17 protein-coding genes and 1 pseudogene are annotated in these 17,540 nt (G+C 63.5%); 13 read left to right on the forward strand and 5 right to left on the reverse strand.

Features of this window, described 5'->3' with window-relative positions:
- Window positions 1-2: 2 nt before the first annotated feature.
- A complete protein-coding gene (locus B3M58_RS09505) occupies window positions 3-1,052 on the reverse strand; it encodes a patatin-like phospholipase family protein (protein WP_296218600.1) in 1,050 nt (349 codons plus the stop codon).
- 109 nt (window positions 1,053-1,161) lie between these two features.
- Here B3M58_RS09505 and selD point away from each other — a divergent pair, with 109 nt between their 5' ends.
- From selD to B3M58_RS09555, 11 genes and pseudogenes are all read left to right on the forward strand, one after another.
- Window positions 1,162-2,196 (forward strand): selenide, water dikinase SelD, encoded by a 1,035-nt coding sequence (selD, locus tag B3M58_RS09510; RefSeq protein WP_296218601.1) that lies wholly within the window; start codon window positions 1,162-1,164, stop codon window positions 2,194-2,196.
- Window positions 2,196-3,296, forward strand: coding sequence for a tRNA 2-selenouridine(34) synthase MnmH (gene mnmH / locus B3M58_RS09515; RefSeq protein WP_296218603.1), 1,101 nt, complete (start codon window positions 2,196-2,198; stop codon window positions 3,294-3,296). Before selD ends, mnmH begins: the two co-directional genes overlap by 1 nt.
- A gap of 89 nt (window positions 3,297-3,385) precedes the next feature.
- The gene (locus tag B3M58_RS09520) at window positions 3,386-3,664 is read left to right on the forward strand and encodes a hypothetical protein (protein WP_296218604.1); all 279 of its coding nucleotides are present in this window, start codon (window positions 3,386-3,388) and stop codon (window positions 3,662-3,664) included.
- The gene (locus B3M58_RS09525) at window positions 3,664-4,272 is read left to right on the forward strand and encodes a flavin reductase family protein (RefSeq protein WP_296218606.1); all 609 of its coding nucleotides are present in this window, start codon (window positions 3,664-3,666) and stop codon (window positions 4,270-4,272) included. Before B3M58_RS09520 ends, B3M58_RS09525 begins: the two co-directional genes overlap by 1 nt.
- 1,165 nt (window positions 4,273-5,437) lie before the next feature.
- Window positions 5,438-5,572, forward strand: a pseudogene (locus B3M58_RS22565) (HAMP domain-containing protein); the annotation flags it as partial.
- A 150-nt stretch (window positions 5,573-5,722) separates the two neighbouring features.
- A complete protein-coding gene (locus tag B3M58_RS22570) occupies window positions 5,723-6,427 on the forward strand; it encodes a methyl-accepting chemotaxis protein (RefSeq protein ID WP_414704070.1) in 705 nt (234 codons plus the stop codon).
- Between the two features lie 102 nt (window positions 6,428-6,529).
- Entirely contained in the window at window positions 6,530-7,447 is a 918-nt protein-coding gene (locus B3M58_RS09535; RefSeq protein WP_296218609.1) for an AAA family ATPase, read from the forward strand.
- Window positions 7,444-8,400, forward strand: a complete 957-nt coding sequence (locus tag B3M58_RS09540) for a DUF58 domain-containing protein (protein WP_296218611.1) — start codon at window positions 7,444-7,446, stop codon at window positions 8,398-8,400. Before B3M58_RS09535 ends, B3M58_RS09540 begins: the two co-directional genes overlap by 4 nt.
- Window positions 8,397-10,412, forward strand: a complete 2,016-nt coding sequence (locus B3M58_RS09545; protein ID WP_296218612.1) for a transglutaminase TgpA family protein — start codon at window positions 8,397-8,399, stop codon at window positions 10,410-10,412. Before B3M58_RS09540 ends, B3M58_RS09545 begins: the two co-directional genes overlap by 4 nt.
- A 64-nt stretch (window positions 10,413-10,476) precedes the next feature.
- Window positions 10,477-11,253, forward strand: a complete 777-nt coding sequence (locus B3M58_RS09550) for a CHAD domain-containing protein (protein ID WP_296218614.1) — start codon at window positions 10,477-10,479, stop codon at window positions 11,251-11,253.
- 106 nt (window positions 11,254-11,359) lie between these two features.
- On the forward strand, window positions 11,360-12,157 hold the full coding sequence (locus B3M58_RS09555) for an acyl-CoA thioesterase (RefSeq protein WP_296218616.1): 798 nt from the start codon (window positions 11,360-11,362) through the stop codon (window positions 12,155-12,157).
- Between the two features lie 15 nt (window positions 12,158-12,172).
- On the opposite strand, the gene B3M58_RS09560 is transcribed toward B3M58_RS09555, so the two are convergent.
- The gene (locus B3M58_RS09560; protein WP_296218618.1) at window positions 12,173-12,520 is read right to left on the reverse strand and encodes an Mpo1-like protein; all 348 of its coding nucleotides are present in this window, start codon (window positions 12,518-12,520) and stop codon (window positions 12,173-12,175) included.
- Between the two features lie 101 nt (window positions 12,521-12,621).
- On the reverse strand, window positions 12,622-13,434 hold the full coding sequence (locus tag B3M58_RS09565) for a TatD family hydrolase (RefSeq protein WP_296218620.1): 813 nt from the start codon (window positions 13,432-13,434) through the stop codon (window positions 12,622-12,624).
- Window positions 13,435-13,671: 237 nt separating this feature from the next.
- On the opposite strand from B3M58_RS09565, the gene B3M58_RS09570 reads away from it, so the two are divergent.
- Both B3M58_RS09570 and B3M58_RS09575 read left to right on the forward strand, forming a co-directional pair.
- Window positions 13,672-15,087: a transglycosylase SLT domain-containing protein gene (locus B3M58_RS09570; protein ID WP_296218622.1), complete on the forward strand. Its 1,416-nt coding sequence runs from the start codon at window positions 13,672-13,674 to the stop codon at window positions 15,085-15,087.
- Between the two features lie 104 nt (window positions 15,088-15,191).
- Window positions 15,192-15,626, forward strand: a complete 435-nt coding sequence (locus B3M58_RS09575; protein ID WP_296218623.1) for a DoxX family protein — start codon at window positions 15,192-15,194, stop codon at window positions 15,624-15,626.
- A gap of 47 nt (window positions 15,627-15,673) precedes the next feature.
- Here the strand turns inward: B3M58_RS09575 and B3M58_RS09580 are convergent, their stop codons facing one another.
- Both B3M58_RS09580 and B3M58_RS09585 read right to left on the reverse strand, forming a co-directional pair.
- Complete coding sequence (locus B3M58_RS09580; protein ID WP_296218624.1) at window positions 15,674-16,705, reverse strand: lipase secretion chaperone; 1,032 nt, start codon at window positions 16,703-16,705, stop codon at window positions 15,674-15,676.
- A gap of 75 nt (window positions 16,706-16,780) precedes the next feature.
- On the reverse strand, window positions 16,781-17,540 hold a 760-nt coding region (locus B3M58_RS09585), incomplete at its 5' end, for a triacylglycerol lipase (protein WP_296218625.1).

The raw sequence follows: 17,540 nt of genomic DNA on the forward strand, positions 1-17,540 counted from the left end.
GGTTATTGCTCGCGCTCGTATTTATCCAGGGTATCGCGGGCAATCTGCCGGCCGAGCATGATCAGTTCCGGCGCCTTGTAGAACTCGAAGAAGCGGCACACGCGCTTGGGCACGTTGATCAGGATATCCGGCGGATAGCCGGCGATCTTGTACTGCGCCAGCGAGGTTTGCATTACCTCGAAACTCTGGTTGATCAATTCGAGCAGCGAGGCTGGGCCGCTCATGTCGGCAACCCGCGAGCCGCTGGCGGATTTCGGCGCGCCGGTGCTTTCCGGCTCCGGGGCTGCCGGCGACTGTTGCGAGTCGGCGTGCGCGTGTTCCAGCCAGGGGTTGTGCTGCACCGTGTGGCTCTCGATGGCCTGGTCTTCCAGCAACAACAGTTCGTCGTCCTCGCCATTCTTGCGGCGGAACGACGGCAGGCGCGAACCGAGCGAGGCCATCAGCAGGTCGAAACGGCCCTTCAGCGCGGGTGGCCGGTCGATGACCGGCAGTTGGTAGTGCTGCTGGTTGGTCGAGTTGAGGTTGACCGCGATGATCAGGTCGCAGTGGCTGGAGACCACCGGCACGATCGGCAAGGGGTTGAGCAGGCCGCCGTCGACCAGCATGCGTTTGCCCTGAATGACCGGGGTGAACAGGCTGGGAATCGCTGCCGAGGCGCGCATGGCTTGATGCAGGCAGCCTTCCTGGAACCAGATTTCCTGCTGGTTGGTCAGGTCGGTGGCGACCGCGGTGAACGGGATATTCAACTCTTCGATGTTGATTTCACCGACGATCTCACGGATGCGCCCGAACACCTTTTCGCCGCGGATCGCGCCGAGGCGAAAGCTCACGTCGAGCAGGCGCAGCACGTCCAGGTAATCCAGGCTCTGCGTCCAGTCGCGGTATTCCTTGAGTTTGCCGGCCGCATAGATGCCGCCGACCACCGCGCCCATGGAGCAGCCGGCGATGCAGGCGATGTCGTAGCCGCGTGCTTCCAGTTCTTCGATCACCCCGATGTGCGCATAACCCCTGGCGCCACCTGAGCCCAGTACCAGCGCGACGCGCTTAGTCATCTCTTAATCCCCCGTAACGCATTGTTTTATCAACATACGCGCGCGAATCGCTGGCGCCAAGGCGGCATTTGCTAGAATCCGCGCCTGTTGTCGAGATAAGTGAGATTTCATGAGCGAGCCTATTCGTTTGACCCAGTACAGCCACGGCGCTGGCTGCGGCTGCAAGATTTCCCCGAAAGTGCTGGATGTGATCCTGGCCGGCAGCGGTGCGCAGAATCTCGACCCCAAGCTGTGGGTGGGCAATGCCTCGCGTGACGATGCTGCGGTGTATGCCATCGACGGCGAGCGCGGGGTGGTGTCGACCACCGATTTCTTCATGCCGATCGTCGACGACCCCTACGATTTTGGGCGTATCGCCGCGACCAACGCGATCAGCGACATCTACGCCATGGGCGGCGACCCGCTGATGGCCATCGCGATTCTCGGCTGGCCGGTCAACGTGCTGGCCCCGGAAGTGGCCCGTGAGGTGATTCGCGGCGGCCGCGCGGTGTGTGACGCCGCCGGTATTCCCCTGGCCGGTGGGCATTCCATCGACGCCCCGGAGCCAATCTTTGGCCTGGCAGTGACCGGGCTGGTGGAAAAGCGCCATATGAAGCGCAACGACACCGCCACCGTCGGTTGCCGGCTGTACCTGACCAAACCGCTGGGCATCGGCATTCTCACCACAGCGGAAAAAAAGGCCAAGCTGCGCGCCGAAGACATCGGCCTGGCGCGCGACTGGATGTGCACCCTGAACAAGCCCGGCAGCCGTTTCGGCAAACTGGCCGGCGTTATGGCGATGACCGATGTCACTGGCTTTGGTTTGCTTGGCCACCTGATCGAGATGGCCGACGGTAGCGGCCTGACCGCACGCATCGAGTTCGCCAAGGTGCCGCGCCTGGGCAGCGTCGAGTACTACCTGGAGCAGGGGTGTGCGCCGGGCGGCACACAGCGCAACTTCGACAGCTACGGCGAGAAGATCGCGCCGCTGCCGGAGCTGCACAAACTGCTGCTGTGCGACCCGCAGACCAGCGGCGGCCTGCTGGTGGCGGTGACCGCCGAGGGCGAGGCAGAGTTTCTCGCCGTGGCCGCTGAGCTGGGCCTGACCTTGGCGCCGATTGGCCAGTTGCATGAGCGACAGCGTTACGCCGTCGAGGTGCTGTGATGCGCGACAACACCAGCGACTATCGCCAGCTGTTTCTCAACGACACGCCGATGATGGACGCCCGCGCGCCCGTCGAGTTCGACAAAGGCGCGTTCCCCGGGGTGATCAACCTGCCGCTGATGAACGACAGCGAGCGGCAAAAAGTCGGCACCTGCTACAAACAGCAGGGGCAAGAGGCGGCCATCGGCCTGGGCCAGCAACTGGTCAGCGGCGCGCTCAAAGCCGCGCGTATCGAGGCCTGGGCGGCATTCGCCAAGGCTAACCCCGAGGGTTACCTGTATTGCTTTCGTGGCGGCCTGCGCTCGCAGATCGTTCAGCAATGGCTGAAAAGCGAGGCGGGCATCGACTACCCACGGGTGATCGGTGGGTACAAAGCGATGCGTAGCTTTCTCCTCGACACCACCGAGCAGGCGCTGACGCAGTGCGACTTCATCCTGGTGGGCGGCATGACCGGCACCGGCAAGACCGAGGTGATCGCCCAGCTCAGTCACAGCCTTGACCTCGAAGGGCATGCCAACCACCGTGGCTCCAGCTTCGGCAAGCGCGCCACCGTGCAACCGGCACAGATCAATTTTGAAAACGCCCTGGCCATCGACATCCTGAAAAAACGCGCGGCCGGTCAGCAGCAGTTCGTTCTCGAAGACGAAGGGCGGATTATCGGCAAGTGCTCGTTGCCGTTGGAGCTGCACCAGGGCATGCAGCAATTTCCCATGGTCTGGTTGGAGGACAGCCTGGCCGGGCGCGTCGAGCGTATCCTCAAGGATTACGTGATCGACCTGTGCGCCGAGTTCGTCACCCTGCATGGCGAGGAGGCGGGCTTCACGGCCTTTGCCGAGCGTTTGCAACAGAGTTTGGCGAACATCCTCAAACGCCTGGGCGGCGAACGCTATCAACGCCTGGCGGCGATCATGGATCAAGCCTTGCTGGAGCAACAAAGCCAGGGCGAGGTGGGGCTGCACCGGGCCTGGATCGAGGCACTGCTGGTGGAGTACTACGACCCGATGTACGCCTTCCAGCGTGAGAGCAAAGCCGGGCGGATCGAGTTCGTTGGCGAGCAGGCGGCGTTGCTGGAGTTTCTGCGCCAGCGCGCCGTGCGTTAGGCTCCTCGGCGCGGGCACTTTTTGACGCTCTGCTCGTCATATCAAGTCGCGAGTATCTGATCGTTTCTGCTTTTTAAGGAGTATGCGCAATGAAAGCTTGGATCTGTCTGCCAATGATGGCCCTGGTGCTGACCGGCTGTGCCGGTAAAACCGTGTATCGCGACAGCTGCGCCAATCAGTTGGACGCCGCCTGGCGCGAGCTGGACATCGCCAAAGCCGAGGGTTTTGCCGGCACGGTAAGTTACTCGAAGGCGCTGTCGCTGCTCACCGCGGCGAAAACCCAGCAGCAATTCGAGGCCTATGAAGGCTGCACCAGCAAGTCCGAGCGGGCGCATTTCTACATCCGCGAATCGCGGGCGGGCCGTTGATGCTGCTCGACTTCACCAGCCTGACGCCGCTGGACGCCTACCGTTGGTTGGCGTCCACGGTGACGCCCAGGCCAATTGCCTGGGTCTCCAGCCTGTCCCTGGAGGGTGTCAGCAACCTGGCGCCGTTCAGCTTCTTTCAGGTGATCAGCGATGAGCCACCCACCCTGATGATCAACGTTGGCAGCCGTGACGACGGCAGCCTCAAGGACACCCTGCGCAACGTACAGGCCACCGGCGAGCTGGTGATTCAATTGGTGTCGTTCGCCCAGGCTGAGGCGATGAATGCCAGCGCCGCGGTGTTGCCCCACGGTGTCAGCGAGTTCGAGCAGTGCGGCATCCCTAGCCAGCCCTCGCTCAAGGTCAAGCCACCACGCGTGCTCGGCGCACCGGTGGCGTTCGAGTGCCGCGTGGCGCAGGTGCAGCCTTATCCAGCGCAGGCGCCGAACTGCCATTTGATCTTCGCCGAAGTATTGCTTGCCCATGTCGACGATGCGGTGCTCAACGACAAGGGCCGGATCGACCCGCACAAGCTCGATGTGCTCGGCCGCCTGGGCGGCATGGCCTACAGCCGCACAAGCAACATCTTCGAGATGCAGCGCCCAGGCTGAAATGGCAACAGACCCTCGGCGTTGTCCGTCGATTCGTGCTGCGGATGCCGCAAAAGCGACGCCCACTTAGCTGAAAGCACCAAACCGCCCACCTGCTGGCTTGTCGCCAGCAGAGCAGTCCTCCTATGTTGCCGAACCGGGATGCAAGCGCCACCAGGTGACTTGGCTGTCCTCTTGGCTAGGGGGAAATATGTGGACTGTTCTGCAGCGGCGCGTTGCCAGTTTGAGCACGGCAAAAAAACTGGCCAGCGGTTTTGGTGTTGTCCTGGCGTTGACGGCGGTGGTCGCGGCCACCGGTTTCTCCGCCCTGCGTGATGTCGGCACACGCGGCGCATTGCTGGAGCGCATGAGCGCAATCAATGTCGAGGTCCTGCACATGCGCCGCAGCGAGCAGGAGTTTGCCCTGAGTGGCGATCAGCAACCCGCCGAGCGCTTGCAGCAACAGGCGCAGGCCATTCTCGAACGCAGCCAGGCGTTGCAGGCAGAGTTGCCCGCTGGCGAGCGACAAACCCTGGATGAGGTGGCGTTGGCCATCGCCGATTACCGCGCGACCTTTGTGCGTTATGTCGAACTGACCGAGACGATGGGCTTGTCCCTGGAGGCCGCACATTGGCTGGTGGTGAGCGCTTCCAACAGCCTCGACCTACTCAAGGACGGCTTGTCCGAAGACGGTGTCGATCTGCTCAAGAGCAGCCAGGGGGTCGACGGCGCCGAGGCGGTGGCGCAGGCCGGGCAACTCAGCCAGGTGCACCAGCTGTTATTGCAGGCCCTCGATCAGGCCCGTGTGCGTCTGCAACAAAGCCGCAGCTCTGCCGCTGTCGTGCAGACCGAAATCCAGGAGGCCGCCGATGCCCAGGCGCTCGCCGGCGAGCTGCGCGATGCCATGGCGGACCCGGGCTACGCCGCGGTGTTGGTGGAGGTGATCGGCAATGTCGACTCCTTCAACGAACGCCTGAAGGAATACACCGGGCTGTTACAGCAGCAGAAACAGGAATACGCGCGCCTGGTGCAGCAGGCCGAGCGCATCGTCGGCTTGGTGGACCAGGCGTATGTCCGGCAGAAGGCCGGTATGCAGAATCAGTTGCACACCAGCGGTTGGTTGATCGTGCTTGCCGCGGGGTTGGCCCTGCTGATCGGCTTGCTGGCGACGCTGGCGATCACCCTGATGATCGTACGACCGCTCAAGCAGGTGATTCTGCAAGCGCGGCAAATCGCCGAAGGCGACCTCAGCGCGCGCATCGAGGTGCAGCGCGACGATGAAATAGGCCAGCTGTTGAGCGCCATGCAAGGCATGTCGCAGAACCTGCGCGAGATGGTCGGCCGCTTGCAGGGTGGGGTGACGCAAATTTCCGCCTCGGCGCAGTCGCTTTCGGCGGTCACCGAACAGACGCGCCTGGGCATGAATGGGCAGAAAGTCGAAACCGATCAGGTGGCCACGGCGATGAGCCAGATGACCGCCACCGTGCATGAGGTGGCGCGCAATGCCGAGGCCGCCGCCACCTCGACCGAGCATGCGGATCAACGGGTCAGCAGTGGCGCCGAAGTGGTGCGCCAGACCCAGCAGCGGATCGCGCAGCTGGCGGCGGCGATGCTGACCACCACCCAAAGCATCGAGCGGCTGAGCCAGGACACCCAGCGCATCGACTCGGTGCTGGAGGTGATCAAGAGCGTCGCCGAACAGACCAACCTGCTGGCGCTCAATGCGGCCATCGAGGCGGCCCGCGCCGGCGAGCAAGGCCGCGGTTTTGCGGTGGTGGCCGACGAAGTACGAGCGCTGGCCAAACGCACTCAGCAATCCACGGCGGAAATCGAGGGCTTGATTGCCACCCTGCGCGAGGGCGCGCGCCGCTCGGTGAGCGACATGCGCGAGAGTGGCGCGCTGGTCGAGCATGTGGTGCAGGATGCCGGCCAGACCGAAGGCGCCCTGGCCGGTATCGCCGCGGCAGTGACGCAGCTCTATGCGATGAATCAACAAATTGCCGCGGCGGCCGAGCAGCAAAGTGCGGTGGCCGAGGAGATCAATCGCAGCGTCACCTCGATTCGCGATATCGCCGATCAATCCGCCATGGCCATGGATGAAACCGCCGGTTCGAGTATCCAGTTGGCGCAGTTGGGACGTGAGCTGCAAAGCATGGCAGGGCATTTTCGCTGCTGAAAGAGCCGCGTTGGCGCACAGTTTCGTGAGTAAAGGTTACATGGCGCTTTGCCCCGCTCATGCTGGCCAGTAGCATCGACGCACTTGCACAAGGAGCGAACGATGCGCACGAAACTGGATGCCTGCTTGCACGCGGTGAATCAGGTGCTGTTGGGCAAGGAGCCGCAGGTGCGTATGGCGCTGACCTGCCTGCTGGCACGCGGCCATTTGCTGATCGAAGATCTGCCGGGGATGGGCAAAACCACCCTCAGTCATGCGCTGGCCAAGGTTCTGGGCCTGAGTTTCCAGCGGATTCAGTTCACGTCCGACCTATTGCCCGGCGATATCCTCGGCACGTCGGTGTTCGACAAGGACAGCGGGCAGTTCGTCTTCCATCCGGGGCCGATCTTCGCCGAACTGGTGCTGGCTGATGAGATCAACCGCGCCACGCCGAAAAGCCAGAGCGCACTGCTCGAAGCCATGGAAGAAGGCCAGGTGACCATCGAGGGTGCGACCCGGCCATTGCCCGAGCCGTTTTTCGTCATCGCCACGCAGAACCCGGTAAGCCAGGGCGGCACCTTCGCTCTGCCGGAATCGCAACTCGACCGCTTTCTCATGCGCCTGTCGCTCGGCTACCCGGCCAAGGCGGCGGAGAAGGCCTTGCTCCTCGGCGATTCACGGCGTTCGCTGCTGCCCCGCCTGGAGGCGATTCTCGACCATACCGAGCTGGCGCTGATTCAGGCCGAGGTGCCCAAAGTGCGGGTCAGCGATGCGCTGATCGATTACGTGTTGCGCCTGGTCGAGGCTACCCGCACGCAGCCGCAGTTCGCCTGGGGCCTGTCGCCGCGCGCCAGCCTGGCGTTGTTGGCGGCGGCCCGTGCCTGGGCCTTTTTGGCCGGGCGCGACTATGTGATTCCCGAGGATGTGCAGGCGGTGCTGCCGTCGGTGGTTGGCCACCGCCTGCGTGAACGCGCCGATCCCACCGGGCATGGCGGTGGCGCTCTGGTGCAGTGGCTGTTGCGCGAGGTGCCGGCACTTTGAGGGCACTGCTCAAACTCCGTTGGAGTCGCTGGTTGGCCCGGCGGATTCCTGCGGCGACCAGCATACGCCTCACCCAGCGGCGGATTTTCATCGTCCCGACCCTGGTCGGGCTGGCGTTTGCCGCAGCGTTGCTGCTGATGCTGCTGGCGGCCATCAACTACCAGAACAGTTTGGCCTACGGCCTGACCTTTCTGCTCGCCTCGGTATTCATCGTCGCGATCCTGCACACCTACCGCAATCTGGCCGGCTTGGTCCTCAAGGCGCGCGGCGCGCGCGCGGTATTCGTCGGTGAGCAAGGGTGTTTTCAGGTGTGCCTGGAAAGCACGGCGCGGGCACACCAAGCGGTCGCGCTGGGCTGGCCGCCCACAGGCCTACAGACCCGTGACGTGCCGGCGCAGGGCGTCAGCCTGTGCGAGTTGAACCTGCCGGCGGCGCAGCGTGGGTGGCTGCGACCCGGGCGTTTACGGGTCGAGAGTCGGTTTCCGCTGGGCATTTTGGTGGCGTGGAGCTGGGTTGACCTGGATCAGGCGTTGCTGGTCTATCCGCGTCCGCTGGCAGGCGAGTTGCCGTTGTCCGCGGGCCTTAGCGATGACCCCGAAGAGCAGGGCGCGCGCGCTCATGGGCGTGGCGCCGATGACTTTCAGGGGCTGAGAAGCTACCAGCCCGGCGACTCCAAGCGCCGCCTGCACTGGAAGGCCTATTCGCGGGGGCAGGGCTTGCTGGTCAAGGACTTCGCCGCGCTGAGTGGCCGCGACCTGTGCCTGGACTTCGACGCGTTGCACGGCGATACCGAAACGCGTTTATCGCTGCTGTGCCATTGGGTGCTGGCGTTGTCCGAGCGCCAGCAGGCGTTCGCCTTGAGCCTGCCGGGCGGCGTATTGGCGCCCGACAGCGGCGACCAGCACCGCGAAGCCTGCCTGCGGGCGCTGGCGTTGCACGGGCTGCCCGCATGAGTCGCGCGGCGGCTATTCCGCGCATCAGCCTGACCTGGCTATTGGTTGCCCAGGCGTTGGTGATCATCCCGCATCTGGCGCATCTGCCGCTGTGGGTCATCGGCCTGTGGCTGGGCTGCGCAACTTGGCGCATTCAGATTTACCGCATGCGCGCGAACTACCCGCCGGGCTGGGCCAAAGCGGGCTTGATGCTGGGCGCGGGGCTCGGTGTGTTCTTTTCCCGCGGCAGCCTGGTCGGGCTGGACGCCGGCGTGGTGCTGCTGATCGCCGCGTTCATCCTCAAACTGCTGGAGATGCACACGCGCCGCGATGCCTTGGTGCTGATCTTTCTCGGCTTCTTCGCGGTGGTGACCGCCTACTTGTTCAATGACAGCTTTCTCGTTGCGCTGTTCAGCTTGTTGCCGGTGACGGCCCTGCTGGCGGCCTTGATCGGCCTGCAACAGAGTGAAATAGCGACGCGCCCATGGCCCACCGCCAGGTTGGCCGGCGGCTTGTTGGTGCAGGCCGTGCCGCTGATGCTGCTGCTGTTTATTTTCTTCCCACGGTTAGCGCCGCTGTGGTCGCTGCCGGTGCCGAACGACCGCGGCGTCACCGGCCTGTCCGATAGCATGGCGCCGGCGGATATCGCCGAGCTGAGCCGTTCCGGCGCCCTGGCATTTCGCGCCAGTTTCGACGGCGAGATGCCGCCGCGCAGCGAGCTCTACTGGCGCGCCCTGACCCTGGAGCGCTTCGACGGTCGGCGCTGGTCGCAATCCAGTTTCGCCCAGTTGCCCGTGGCCCCAGCCTGGGAAAAACGTGGCGAGCCACTGCGCTACAGCATTGTCATGCAACCCAGCGCAAAGCCCTGGTTATTCGGTTTGGATGTGGCACAAACCCCGCTCGAACAGACGCAGCAGATGAGCGACTTTCGCTTGCAACGGCGTCAGCCGGTCGAGCGTTCGCTGCTGTATCAGGTGACCTCCTGGCCGGATGCCGTGCGCGAGCCCGTTGCCAACCAGGCGGGGCTGCGTCGCGCGCTGCAATTGCCGGCGCAGGGCGACCCGCGTAGCCGTGCCTGGGCCGCCGAACTCAAGCGGCAATACCCGCAGGACGAAGCCTTGGTGCAGGCATTGCTCAGCCACTTCAACCGTGAGCCTTTCGGCTACACCCTGCGGCCGCCACGCTTGGGGTTGAACAGCATCGACGATTTTCTGTTCGAGACGCGCAATGGCTTCTGCGCGCATTACGCCGGTGCCATGACTTTTGTCCTGCGCGCGGCGGGGATTCCCGCGCGAGTGGTGGCCGGTTATCAGGGCGGTGAGTTCAACCCGGCGGGCAACTACGTGCAGGTGCGTCAGTTCGATGCGCATGCCTGGGTCGAGTACTGGCAGGCGGGTAGGGGCTGGGTGAGCGTCGACCCAACCTTCCAGGTTGCGCCCGAGCGGATCGAGTTGGGGCTGGAGGAGGCGTTGGCCGATGAGCAAAGCTTTCTCGAGGATTCGCCGTTCTCGCCGCTGCGCTACCGCCAGTTTGCCTGGCTGAACCAGCTGCGCATGAGCTGGGACAATCTCAACTACGGCTGGCAGCGCTGGGTGCTCGGTTATCAGGGCGCCCAGCAGCTTGAGCTGTTGCAGCGCTGGTTCGGCCGCATCGATGCACGCCTGCTGGGCATCAGCCTGGTGGGCGGCGGCGCTCTGTTGCTGGGCATGTTGGCGCTGTGGTTGTTCAAGCCCTGGCAGCGTGAGCGCGATGTGCAGCAGCGTTTGTTCCGGCGCTTCGAGCAGCTGCTGGCGCGGCACGCCGTTTTCCCTCAGCCTGGCGAGGGGCCGCGTGCGTATGCCGAGCGTGCCGCGCAGGCCTTGCCCGAGCAGGCGTTGGCGATCCGTACCTTCGCCGCGGCGTTCGAAGCGCAGCGTTATGCCGGCGCCGCCGCGTCGCCTGCGGTGTTGCGCCAACACCTGCTTGCCTTGCGCCGTGCACTGCCATGGCGTTTCACCCGCGCTGCGCCTGAGTCGGCGAGGCGTTACGACTAACCGCCACTTGCCGTGACCGAGCAGCGCGGTACTCTACTCTGTCAGCAACCCAGGAGGTATTTCGATGACCCGGTTTGTCGACGACCTGCGGGCTCAGGTGCTGCGCTTGCAGGTCAATCTGTACGGCTGTCGTGAGCGCTTGACTGCCGCCACCGATAGCGAGGCCCTGCATGATCTGCGCATTACCCTGCGCAAGCTACGCAGCCTGTTACGACCGTTGCAGGGGCTCGCTGCATGCGCTGCGGTGCAGCAGCGCGCGGCCGATCTCGGGCGTCTGAGCGGGCCGCTGCGTGACCTTGAAGTGCTGCTCGCGCACCTGCAGGCCACGGGCATGACAAGTGCCCTGAACGAGCGTCAGATGCGTCTGCGCGAGGGCTATGCGTTGTTGCTGGGCAGCAAACCGCTGCAGGCTGTCTTCGTCGAGCTGGACGCCTGGCCCGAACTCTGGCGGCAAAGCGAGGCCAACGGCGAACTGCGCGGTATGCGTAAGCAGGTCCGGCGTCGCCTGGCCAAGCAGCAACGGCGCTTGGCGGCGGCCTTGATCGACCCGGCGCATGATCGCCACCGGTTGCGCTTGTTGATCAAACGCGTGCGCTACAGTGCCGAGGCCTACCCGGCGCTGTCCGGGCTCTGTGCCACGGCTCAGGCTCACCTGAAAGCGGCGCAGTCGGAGCTCGGCGATTGGCACGATCACCTGCAATGGTTGGCCCGTGCCGAACTGGAGAGCGATCTCGCGCCCTGCGTGGCCGCATGGCGCAGCGCGTTGTTGGCCGCCGAGCAGCGTGCGGATCAGGCACTGTCGACGCTACAAGCGGATTTTCCGCCGGTGTCGCCTGGCTAAATCGCCGTTATCGCGGGTCAATTGACCGAACCGCCACCTTAGTTGGCTACCGCCATGCCGCGTCGATCCCCTAAGATCATTCGCGCACTTTTTTCTTGAGGTGGTTATGAGCTTTTCCGAGTTGCTCCAGGCTGTCCGCAATAACCCGCAAGCGGTGGTGATTCCTGCCGTGTGGGGGCAGGGACGTGCCAGTTTTGGTGGCCTGATGGCGGCGTTGGTCTATGAGACCATGCGTGCTCAAGTGCCAGCCGGCCGCCCGGTACGTTCGTTGGCGATCACCTTTGTCGGGCCCGCCGCGCCGGATGTGCCGGTCAGTTTCCAGGTTGAAGTGTTACGTGAAGGCAAGGCGGTCAGTCAGGTGCTGGGCCGTGCCCTGCAAAACGGTGAGGTCGTCACCTTGGTGCAGGGCAGTTTCGGTGCGGCGCGCGAATCGGTGATCACGGTGGCCGCTGAGCCGGCGCCGCAGATCGCGCCGGTCGAGGCATGCCAGGAGCTGCCCTATATTCGCAATGTCACCCCGGAATTCACCCGTTACCTGGCGATGCGCTGGGGCATCGGTGGTATGCCGTTCACCAATAACACCTCGCGGGAGATGGGTGGCTGGGTGCGTTTGCGCGATGAGAGTGAGGCGCAGCCGGTCAACGAGGCGCATCTGTTGACCTTGGTCGACGCCTGGCCGCCGGCGGTGTTGCCGCATTTGCGTTCGCCGGCCCCCGGCAGTTCGTTGACCTGGACCATCGAATTTATGCAGCCGCTAGCCGAGTTGAGTACCCTCGACTGGTGCCTCTATCGCGCGCAGATCGAACATGCCCGCGACGGCTATGGGCATATCGCCGCGGCATTGTGGACGCCCACCGGCGAGTTGCTGGCGCTCAGTCGGCAAACCGTGACGGTGTTTGGTTAACCCGCAGTTAGTGGGTCATTTGCGCCGGTGGCGCTCGCGCCAAGCCCGCCACCAGGCGCCGCTGAGCACGAAGCGTGGAAAGGTCACGAACTGCTCCAACAGCAGACGCTGCCAGGTCTCACGCTTGTCGTGCGCCTCCAGCCGGTGTCCGTAGGCTTGCAAGGCAAGTGCCGCGACCAGGCCGATGATGCCCAGCACCAGCGGCAGAAAACTCATCTGCCACAGACCGCTCAGGAGCAACAGGCTGGCGACGATGAACAACGGCACGGCCATCAAGTGCAACAACAGGTTGGTCGGGTGGGTGTGGTTGGCGCGGTACTGTTGCCGCTGCCGGGCACGAAGGTTCGGGTGGGGGTTGGCCATGCTGCAATCCTCGCTAGAGTGCCGGCAGTCTAATTTCGCCTCTGCGCCCTGACGAATTGGCCTTGGCTATGGCCGGTATAGCGATAAACACAGGTTCTTGTTCACGCGAGCGCCAGCTCTGGCAGGTTGAAAAACGCACGTGCGCAAGCGGTGCTGTGCGCCGCCAGGCTTTCAGGGCTTTCGCCGCGGTGCAAGGCGACTTCCCTCAGCACCTCGCCCAAGAACGCCGGCTCGTTACGTCCGCTTTTCGGTTTGGGACGCAGGCTGCGTGGCAGCAGAAATGGCGAGTCGCTTTCCAGCATCAAGCGGCCCGCCGGGATTTCCCGCACCAATGGCTGCAAGTGTGTGCCGCGACGCTCGTCGCAGATCCAGCCGGTGATGCCGATATGCAGGTCGAGATCGAGGTAGTTGAACAGGGCGCGCTGCTCCCCGGTGAAACAGTGCACCACCGCAGCCGGCAAGCGATCGCGGTAGTCTCGCAGAATTTCCAGCAGGCGCTGATCGGCGTCGCGCTCATGCAGAAACACCGGCATCTGTAACTCGACCGCCAGGGCCAACTGCTCCTCGAGGGCTTTCTCCTGCTGGGCGCGGGGCGAAAAGTCGCGGTTGAAATCGAGGCCGCATTCACCGACGGCCCGCACCTCGGGTTCGGCCAGCAAGGCCTTGAGTTGGCTGGCGCTGTCCGCGTTCCAGTGGCTGGCATCGTGGGGGTGGATACCGGCTGTGCTGAACAGGCGTTGGCCATGCTCATCCAGTTGCCGGCACAGTTGCAGCGCGTGTTCGCTTTCCGTCTGACTGGTGCCGGTCAGCAACAATTGGCAGACACCCGCAGCGAAGGCGCGGGCGAGCAGTGCTTCACGCTGTTCGGCGAAGCTTGGGTGAGTCAGATTGACGCCGATGTCGATGAGTTGCATGGTGCTACCTACTGACTGAAGCAGGGCAGCATAGCAGAGCTTTTTTGTTTTAAATAAAGTCAATAAATACAGGTAGTTGAAGAATCTTTGTGATGTTGGATAAGAGCTCAGGCTGGCTTCCTGTGGCGGGCTGTGCGAACCTCCGCGCCCCGCGTGCTCCGGGAACTTGTCGAGCGCACCCGTACTCTCAGTCGATCAGCTACGCCCAGGGCGAGCCGACCCTGCCTTGGAGCTTCGATGTCGCGACCGTTGCTTGTGCTGTGCCTGCTGCTGTTGCTGCCGTTGTCGGCTGCTGCGCGTTTGGCTGGGCCGCCGGAAGTTGGTCAGGCGACGCTGGCGCGCGATCTGGCAAACATTCGCAACAGTGGCGAATTGCGCGTGTTGGTCAACCAGAGCCGCAACAGCTCGGGTGAAGTCAAAGGTCAGAGCATCGGCGTGGAATACCATCGCCTGCGAGCGTTCGAACAGTACCTCAACCGCAATGCCCGCGATGGGCGTGCCCTCAAGTTGAAAATTATCCCTAAAGCCAAAGACCAGTTGCTCGGCGCCCTGCAGCGCGGTGAGGGCGATTTGGTGGCGCCTGGCGAGCTGCTCAATGTGCGTGGTGCCGGCAACCTCAGTGCCAGTGCGGCGATCCGCAGCAATGTGCCGTTGATCATTGTCGCGCGGCAAGGTGACCGGCGTTATCAGCATCTGGAGCAGATGGCGGGTCGCAGCCTGGCATTGCCGGCGGGCAGCGCGGCCGGCGAAGCGTTGCGCCTGGTCAATCAGCAATTGATTCTGCGCAAGTTACCGCCGATCGTCATCGAATGGGTCGACCCCAGTCTGGCGGTCGAGGATGTGCTGGAGATGGTGCAGGCCGGGATTTTCAGCATGACGGCGGTGGAACAGCCAATTGCCGAGCGGTGGGTCAAGGTCATGCCGAAACTGCGCCTGGAGCGGCATCTGTTGTTGGCCGATGACGGCGACATGCGCTGGTATGTGCGCCGCGATACGCCGATGTTGGGTGCCAGCATCGACCGTTTCTTCACGACCTACCGCAGCCCGTCCGATCAGGATGCGGCCTTCCAGCGCGTCTATCGGCGGTTGTACAAAGTGCATTACCCGCTCGGGCGGGCCGAGCGCCAGCGTCTGGAAAAGGTGCGTCCGGTGTTGCAGCGGTATGCCGCGCAGCATGACTTCGACTGGTTGACCCTGGCGGCCGTGGCGTTCAAGGAGTCCACCTTGAATCCCGCTGCGCGTGGCGCTGGCGGCGCTACCGGGTTGATGCAGGTCACCCCGGCGGCCGCACGCAGTGTCGGCGTGAGCAATATCGCGGCGCTGGAGAACAATGTGCAAGCCAGTGCCAAGTACTTGGCGAAGATTCGTCGTTCCTATTTCAATAGTCCGCAGCTCAATGAGCGCGAGCGCATGGCGTTCGTGCTGGCGGGTTACAACATGGGGCCGCAGCGTGTGCAAAGCATGCGTGCCGAAGCCCGGCGCCGTGGCCTGAACCCTAATCAGTGGTTCTTTCAGGTGGAGCGGATCGCCATGGAGCAGGTCGGCATGGGCGTGGTCAGCTATGTAAACAGCGTAAATAAGTACTACCTTGCATATGACCGCGAGCGTTATTTGCTTGAACCGCAGGAAGCAGCGCTGAATGCACGGAAGTAATCTATTTATGTGATATGAATAAGCGGTTTTATCGGCTTTTAATATCTGTTTATTGATTTAATCTGCGCGTCATCACATCAATACACCCACAAGGACTGCTGCACATGAACACTCTGATCAACTCTGTAGTTGCTACTCAAGCGGGTTACGGCCTGACCATTCTGCGCATCATCGCCGGGGTGACCTTTGCCGCGCATGGTTCGCAAAAGCTGTTCGGCTGGTTTGGCGGCCACGGTCTGGTTGGCGTCGGCCAGTGGATGGAAAGCATCGGCCTGGCGCCGGGCTACCTGATGGCGCTGATGGCCGGCAGTGCCGAGTTTTTCGGCGGCGTGGCGCTGATCATCGGCTTGCTGGTGCGCCCGGCTGCAGCGGTATTGGCGGTGACCATGCTGGTGGCGATCGTTACCGTGCATTTGAGTCATGGCTTCTTCATGAGCAACAACGGTTACGAGTTCGCCCTGGTGCTGATGGCGATGAGCCTGGCGGTGCTGGTCGAGGGCGCCGGCAAGCTGTCGCTGGACAAGCAAATCGCCAGCTAAGCGGTGTGACTGAACAGAAGGCCCGCCCTGTGCGGGCCTTCTGCGTTTCAGGGTTTGTTGTTGTTGCGGGCGGAGGCCAGTTGTTCGGCCGCATCCAGGCGCAGACGCTCGTGTTCATCGAAGCGTTCCTCGGCCAGTTGTTCGATGGCCGCGGTCTTGTCGCTGGCGCTCAGGCCGGGGTTGGCATCAATTTCGGCTTTTGCCGTGAGGTAGCTGTTCAGGCGTTGCGCCCAGGCATGTCGCTGCTGGTCAAGGGCCTCCAGGCGTTGCGTAGCCTCCGCGCCAACCAGTTGCTGGCGCAGCTGACGGACTTGCGTCGGGCTGCCGCCGTTAGCCTGTAAGCGAGCCGTTTGCTGGCGCAGTTCGTTTTGCAGCTGCGGCAGCACGCTGTCTTGCAGGTCTTCGGGCAAGTTGTTGCGCAACGCATCGACTGCCGCAGCCTTGTCGGCGCTGTCTAGACGGGCGTCGTGCTGAATTGCCAGGCGTTGCAGGGTGAACTGGTTGTAGGCTTCTTCGCGAGCAAAGAAGGCCTGATGCGCCTCGTTGCTGAAGATCCTCGCGCGCAAGGCCTGCACCGTCGCCTCGCGCTGGCGCAGGGCCTCCAGGTCGGCCATTTGCGGCAGGTCGCGCTCCAGCAGCACCAGTTCGCGTTTGTAGTCGAGGTAGTGGTCGAGTAAGGCCTGCGCTTGATCGCGGGCCGGCGCCTGCAACTGGCTGGCGATATACGCCTGCAAGCGTTCCACGCTGGTGCGCAGCGGTTCTTCGCCGGCAGCGGCGAGGAAGTAATCGAAAATCCGCCGAATATCCTCGCTGACGATCAAGTCACCGGCGGCGTCGACGCGAAACACCCCATCGATCTGGGTGCCGCTGAATGAGGGCGGCAGTGCTTTAACTTGGCTGGGCAGGTGGGTATTGGCGGCTGCCGCAACGGCTTGCGCAGGCTGCGACGTAGGTGGCGCGGGCGCTGGGGCCGGCGGCTTGTATGCCAGCGTTGCGGGAATGTCCACCGGTTGCAGGTAGAGCATCACGGCGACGCAGGCAACGAAGACTAGGGGCGATAACAACAGGAGTTTTTTCACAGGCACTCTTTATCGGCGACGCTGACGGTGTGAGGTTGGCAGAGCAGGGGCCCGCAAGGACCCCTGTGCCGTGCGTTACAGACCGTCGTTTTTCAGGCGATTGGCATGCTGGCGATAGACCGTTACCGGGTCTGTCTCGAACAGGCTGGTCAGGCCGAGGGTCTGGTTGACCTCGTCGAGGTGATTCATCCGGTAGTTGTCGCGGATCACCTTGCCCAGGTGCGAGCTGCAGCGGCCGACCAGGCCGTCGTTGGCTTCACCGTTGAAGGTCAGTGCACTGGCCCCGAGCAGCAGGTCGCTGGGGTCGAGGATATTGGTCACCGGGCTGGTGCCGCTCCAGGAGTAATAGCGCACGCCGCCGACGCTGTAGGCGCCTTCGCCACATGCGGTGGTCGGCAGGCCTTGCGGGTATTTGGCGTTGAACACCGCCGCGCCTTGGCTGTTCAGCGACTCCAGAGCGCCGAGGGCATTTTGCGGGCTGGTACTGGAGCTGCCGGAGAGGAAATTGATCAATGTGCCCAGGCCGTTGACGATCCCGGCGAGCAGTACTTCACCAGCCGAGCCGGGCGGTACATTGCGGATGAAGTCGGCGGTGGCCGAGCCTTTGTGCGGTGCGCCGACGCTGGTTGCCGAGGCGATCAGGTTGGGGCTGACGGCCGCCACATAGCGGATCGTCGGACCGCCGTGGCTGTGTCCGATCAGGTTGACCTTGGGCTTGCCACTGATTGCGACGATTTCTTCGACCTGTTCGAGCAGCTCTTCGCCACGCGCTTCCGAGGTGTTTAGCTGGCTGACTTCGGTGATGTAGACGTTGGCTGCGGATTCCACGCCATTC

Origin of the sequence: Pseudomonas sp. UBA2684, from assembly GCA_002354655.1 — a bacterium.
GTDB lineage: Bacteria > Pseudomonadota > Gammaproteobacteria > Pseudomonadales > Pseudomonadaceae > Aquipseudomonas.

Bases quoted from the DNA above. Each gene is read 5' to 3' on its own strand.
- B3M58_RS09505 (WP_296218600.1), bottom strand. From the start codon at position 1,052: ATGACTAAGCGCGTCGCGCTGGTACTGGGCTCAGGTGGCGCCAGGGGT.
- selD (WP_296218601.1), top strand. From the start codon at position 1,162: ATGAGCGAGCCTATTCGTTTGACCCAGTACAGCCACGGCGCTGGCTGC.
- mnmH (WP_296218603.1), top strand. From the start codon at position 2,196: ATGCGCGACAACACCAGCGACTATCGCCAGCTGTTTCTCAACGACACG.
- B3M58_RS09520 (WP_296218604.1), top strand. From the start codon at position 3,386: ATGAAAGCTTGGATCTGTCTGCCAATGATGGCCCTGGTGCTGACCGGC.
- B3M58_RS09525 (WP_296218606.1), top strand. From the start codon at position 3,664: ATGCTGCTCGACTTCACCAGCCTGACGCCGCTGGACGCCTACCGTTGG.
- B3M58_RS22570 (WP_414704070.1), top strand. From the start codon at position 5,723: ATGACCGCCACCGTGCATGAGGTGGCGCGCAATGCCGAGGCCGCCGCC.
- B3M58_RS09535 (WP_296218609.1), top strand. From the start codon at position 6,530: ATGCGCACGAAACTGGATGCCTGCTTGCACGCGGTGAATCAGGTGCTG.
- B3M58_RS09545 (WP_296218612.1), top strand. From the start codon at position 8,397: ATGAGTCGCGCGGCGGCTATTCCGCGCATCAGCCTGACCTGGCTATTG.
- B3M58_RS09550 (WP_296218614.1), top strand. From the start codon at position 10,477: ATGACCCGGTTTGTCGACGACCTGCGGGCTCAGGTGCTGCGCTTGCAG.
- B3M58_RS09555 (WP_296218616.1), top strand. From the start codon at position 11,360: ATGAGCTTTTCCGAGTTGCTCCAGGCTGTCCGCAATAACCCGCAAGCG.
- B3M58_RS09560 (WP_296218618.1), bottom strand. From the start codon at position 12,520: ATGGCCAACCCCCACCCGAACCTTCGTGCCCGGCAGCGGCAACAGTAC.
- B3M58_RS09565 (WP_296218620.1), bottom strand. From the start codon at position 13,434: ATGCAACTCATCGACATCGGCGTCAATCTGACTCACCCAAGCTTCGCC.
- B3M58_RS09570 (WP_296218622.1), top strand. From the start codon at position 13,672: ATGTCGCGACCGTTGCTTGTGCTGTGCCTGCTGCTGTTGCTGCCGTTG.
- B3M58_RS09575 (WP_296218623.1), top strand. From the start codon at position 15,192: ATGAACACTCTGATCAACTCTGTAGTTGCTACTCAAGCGGGTTACGGC.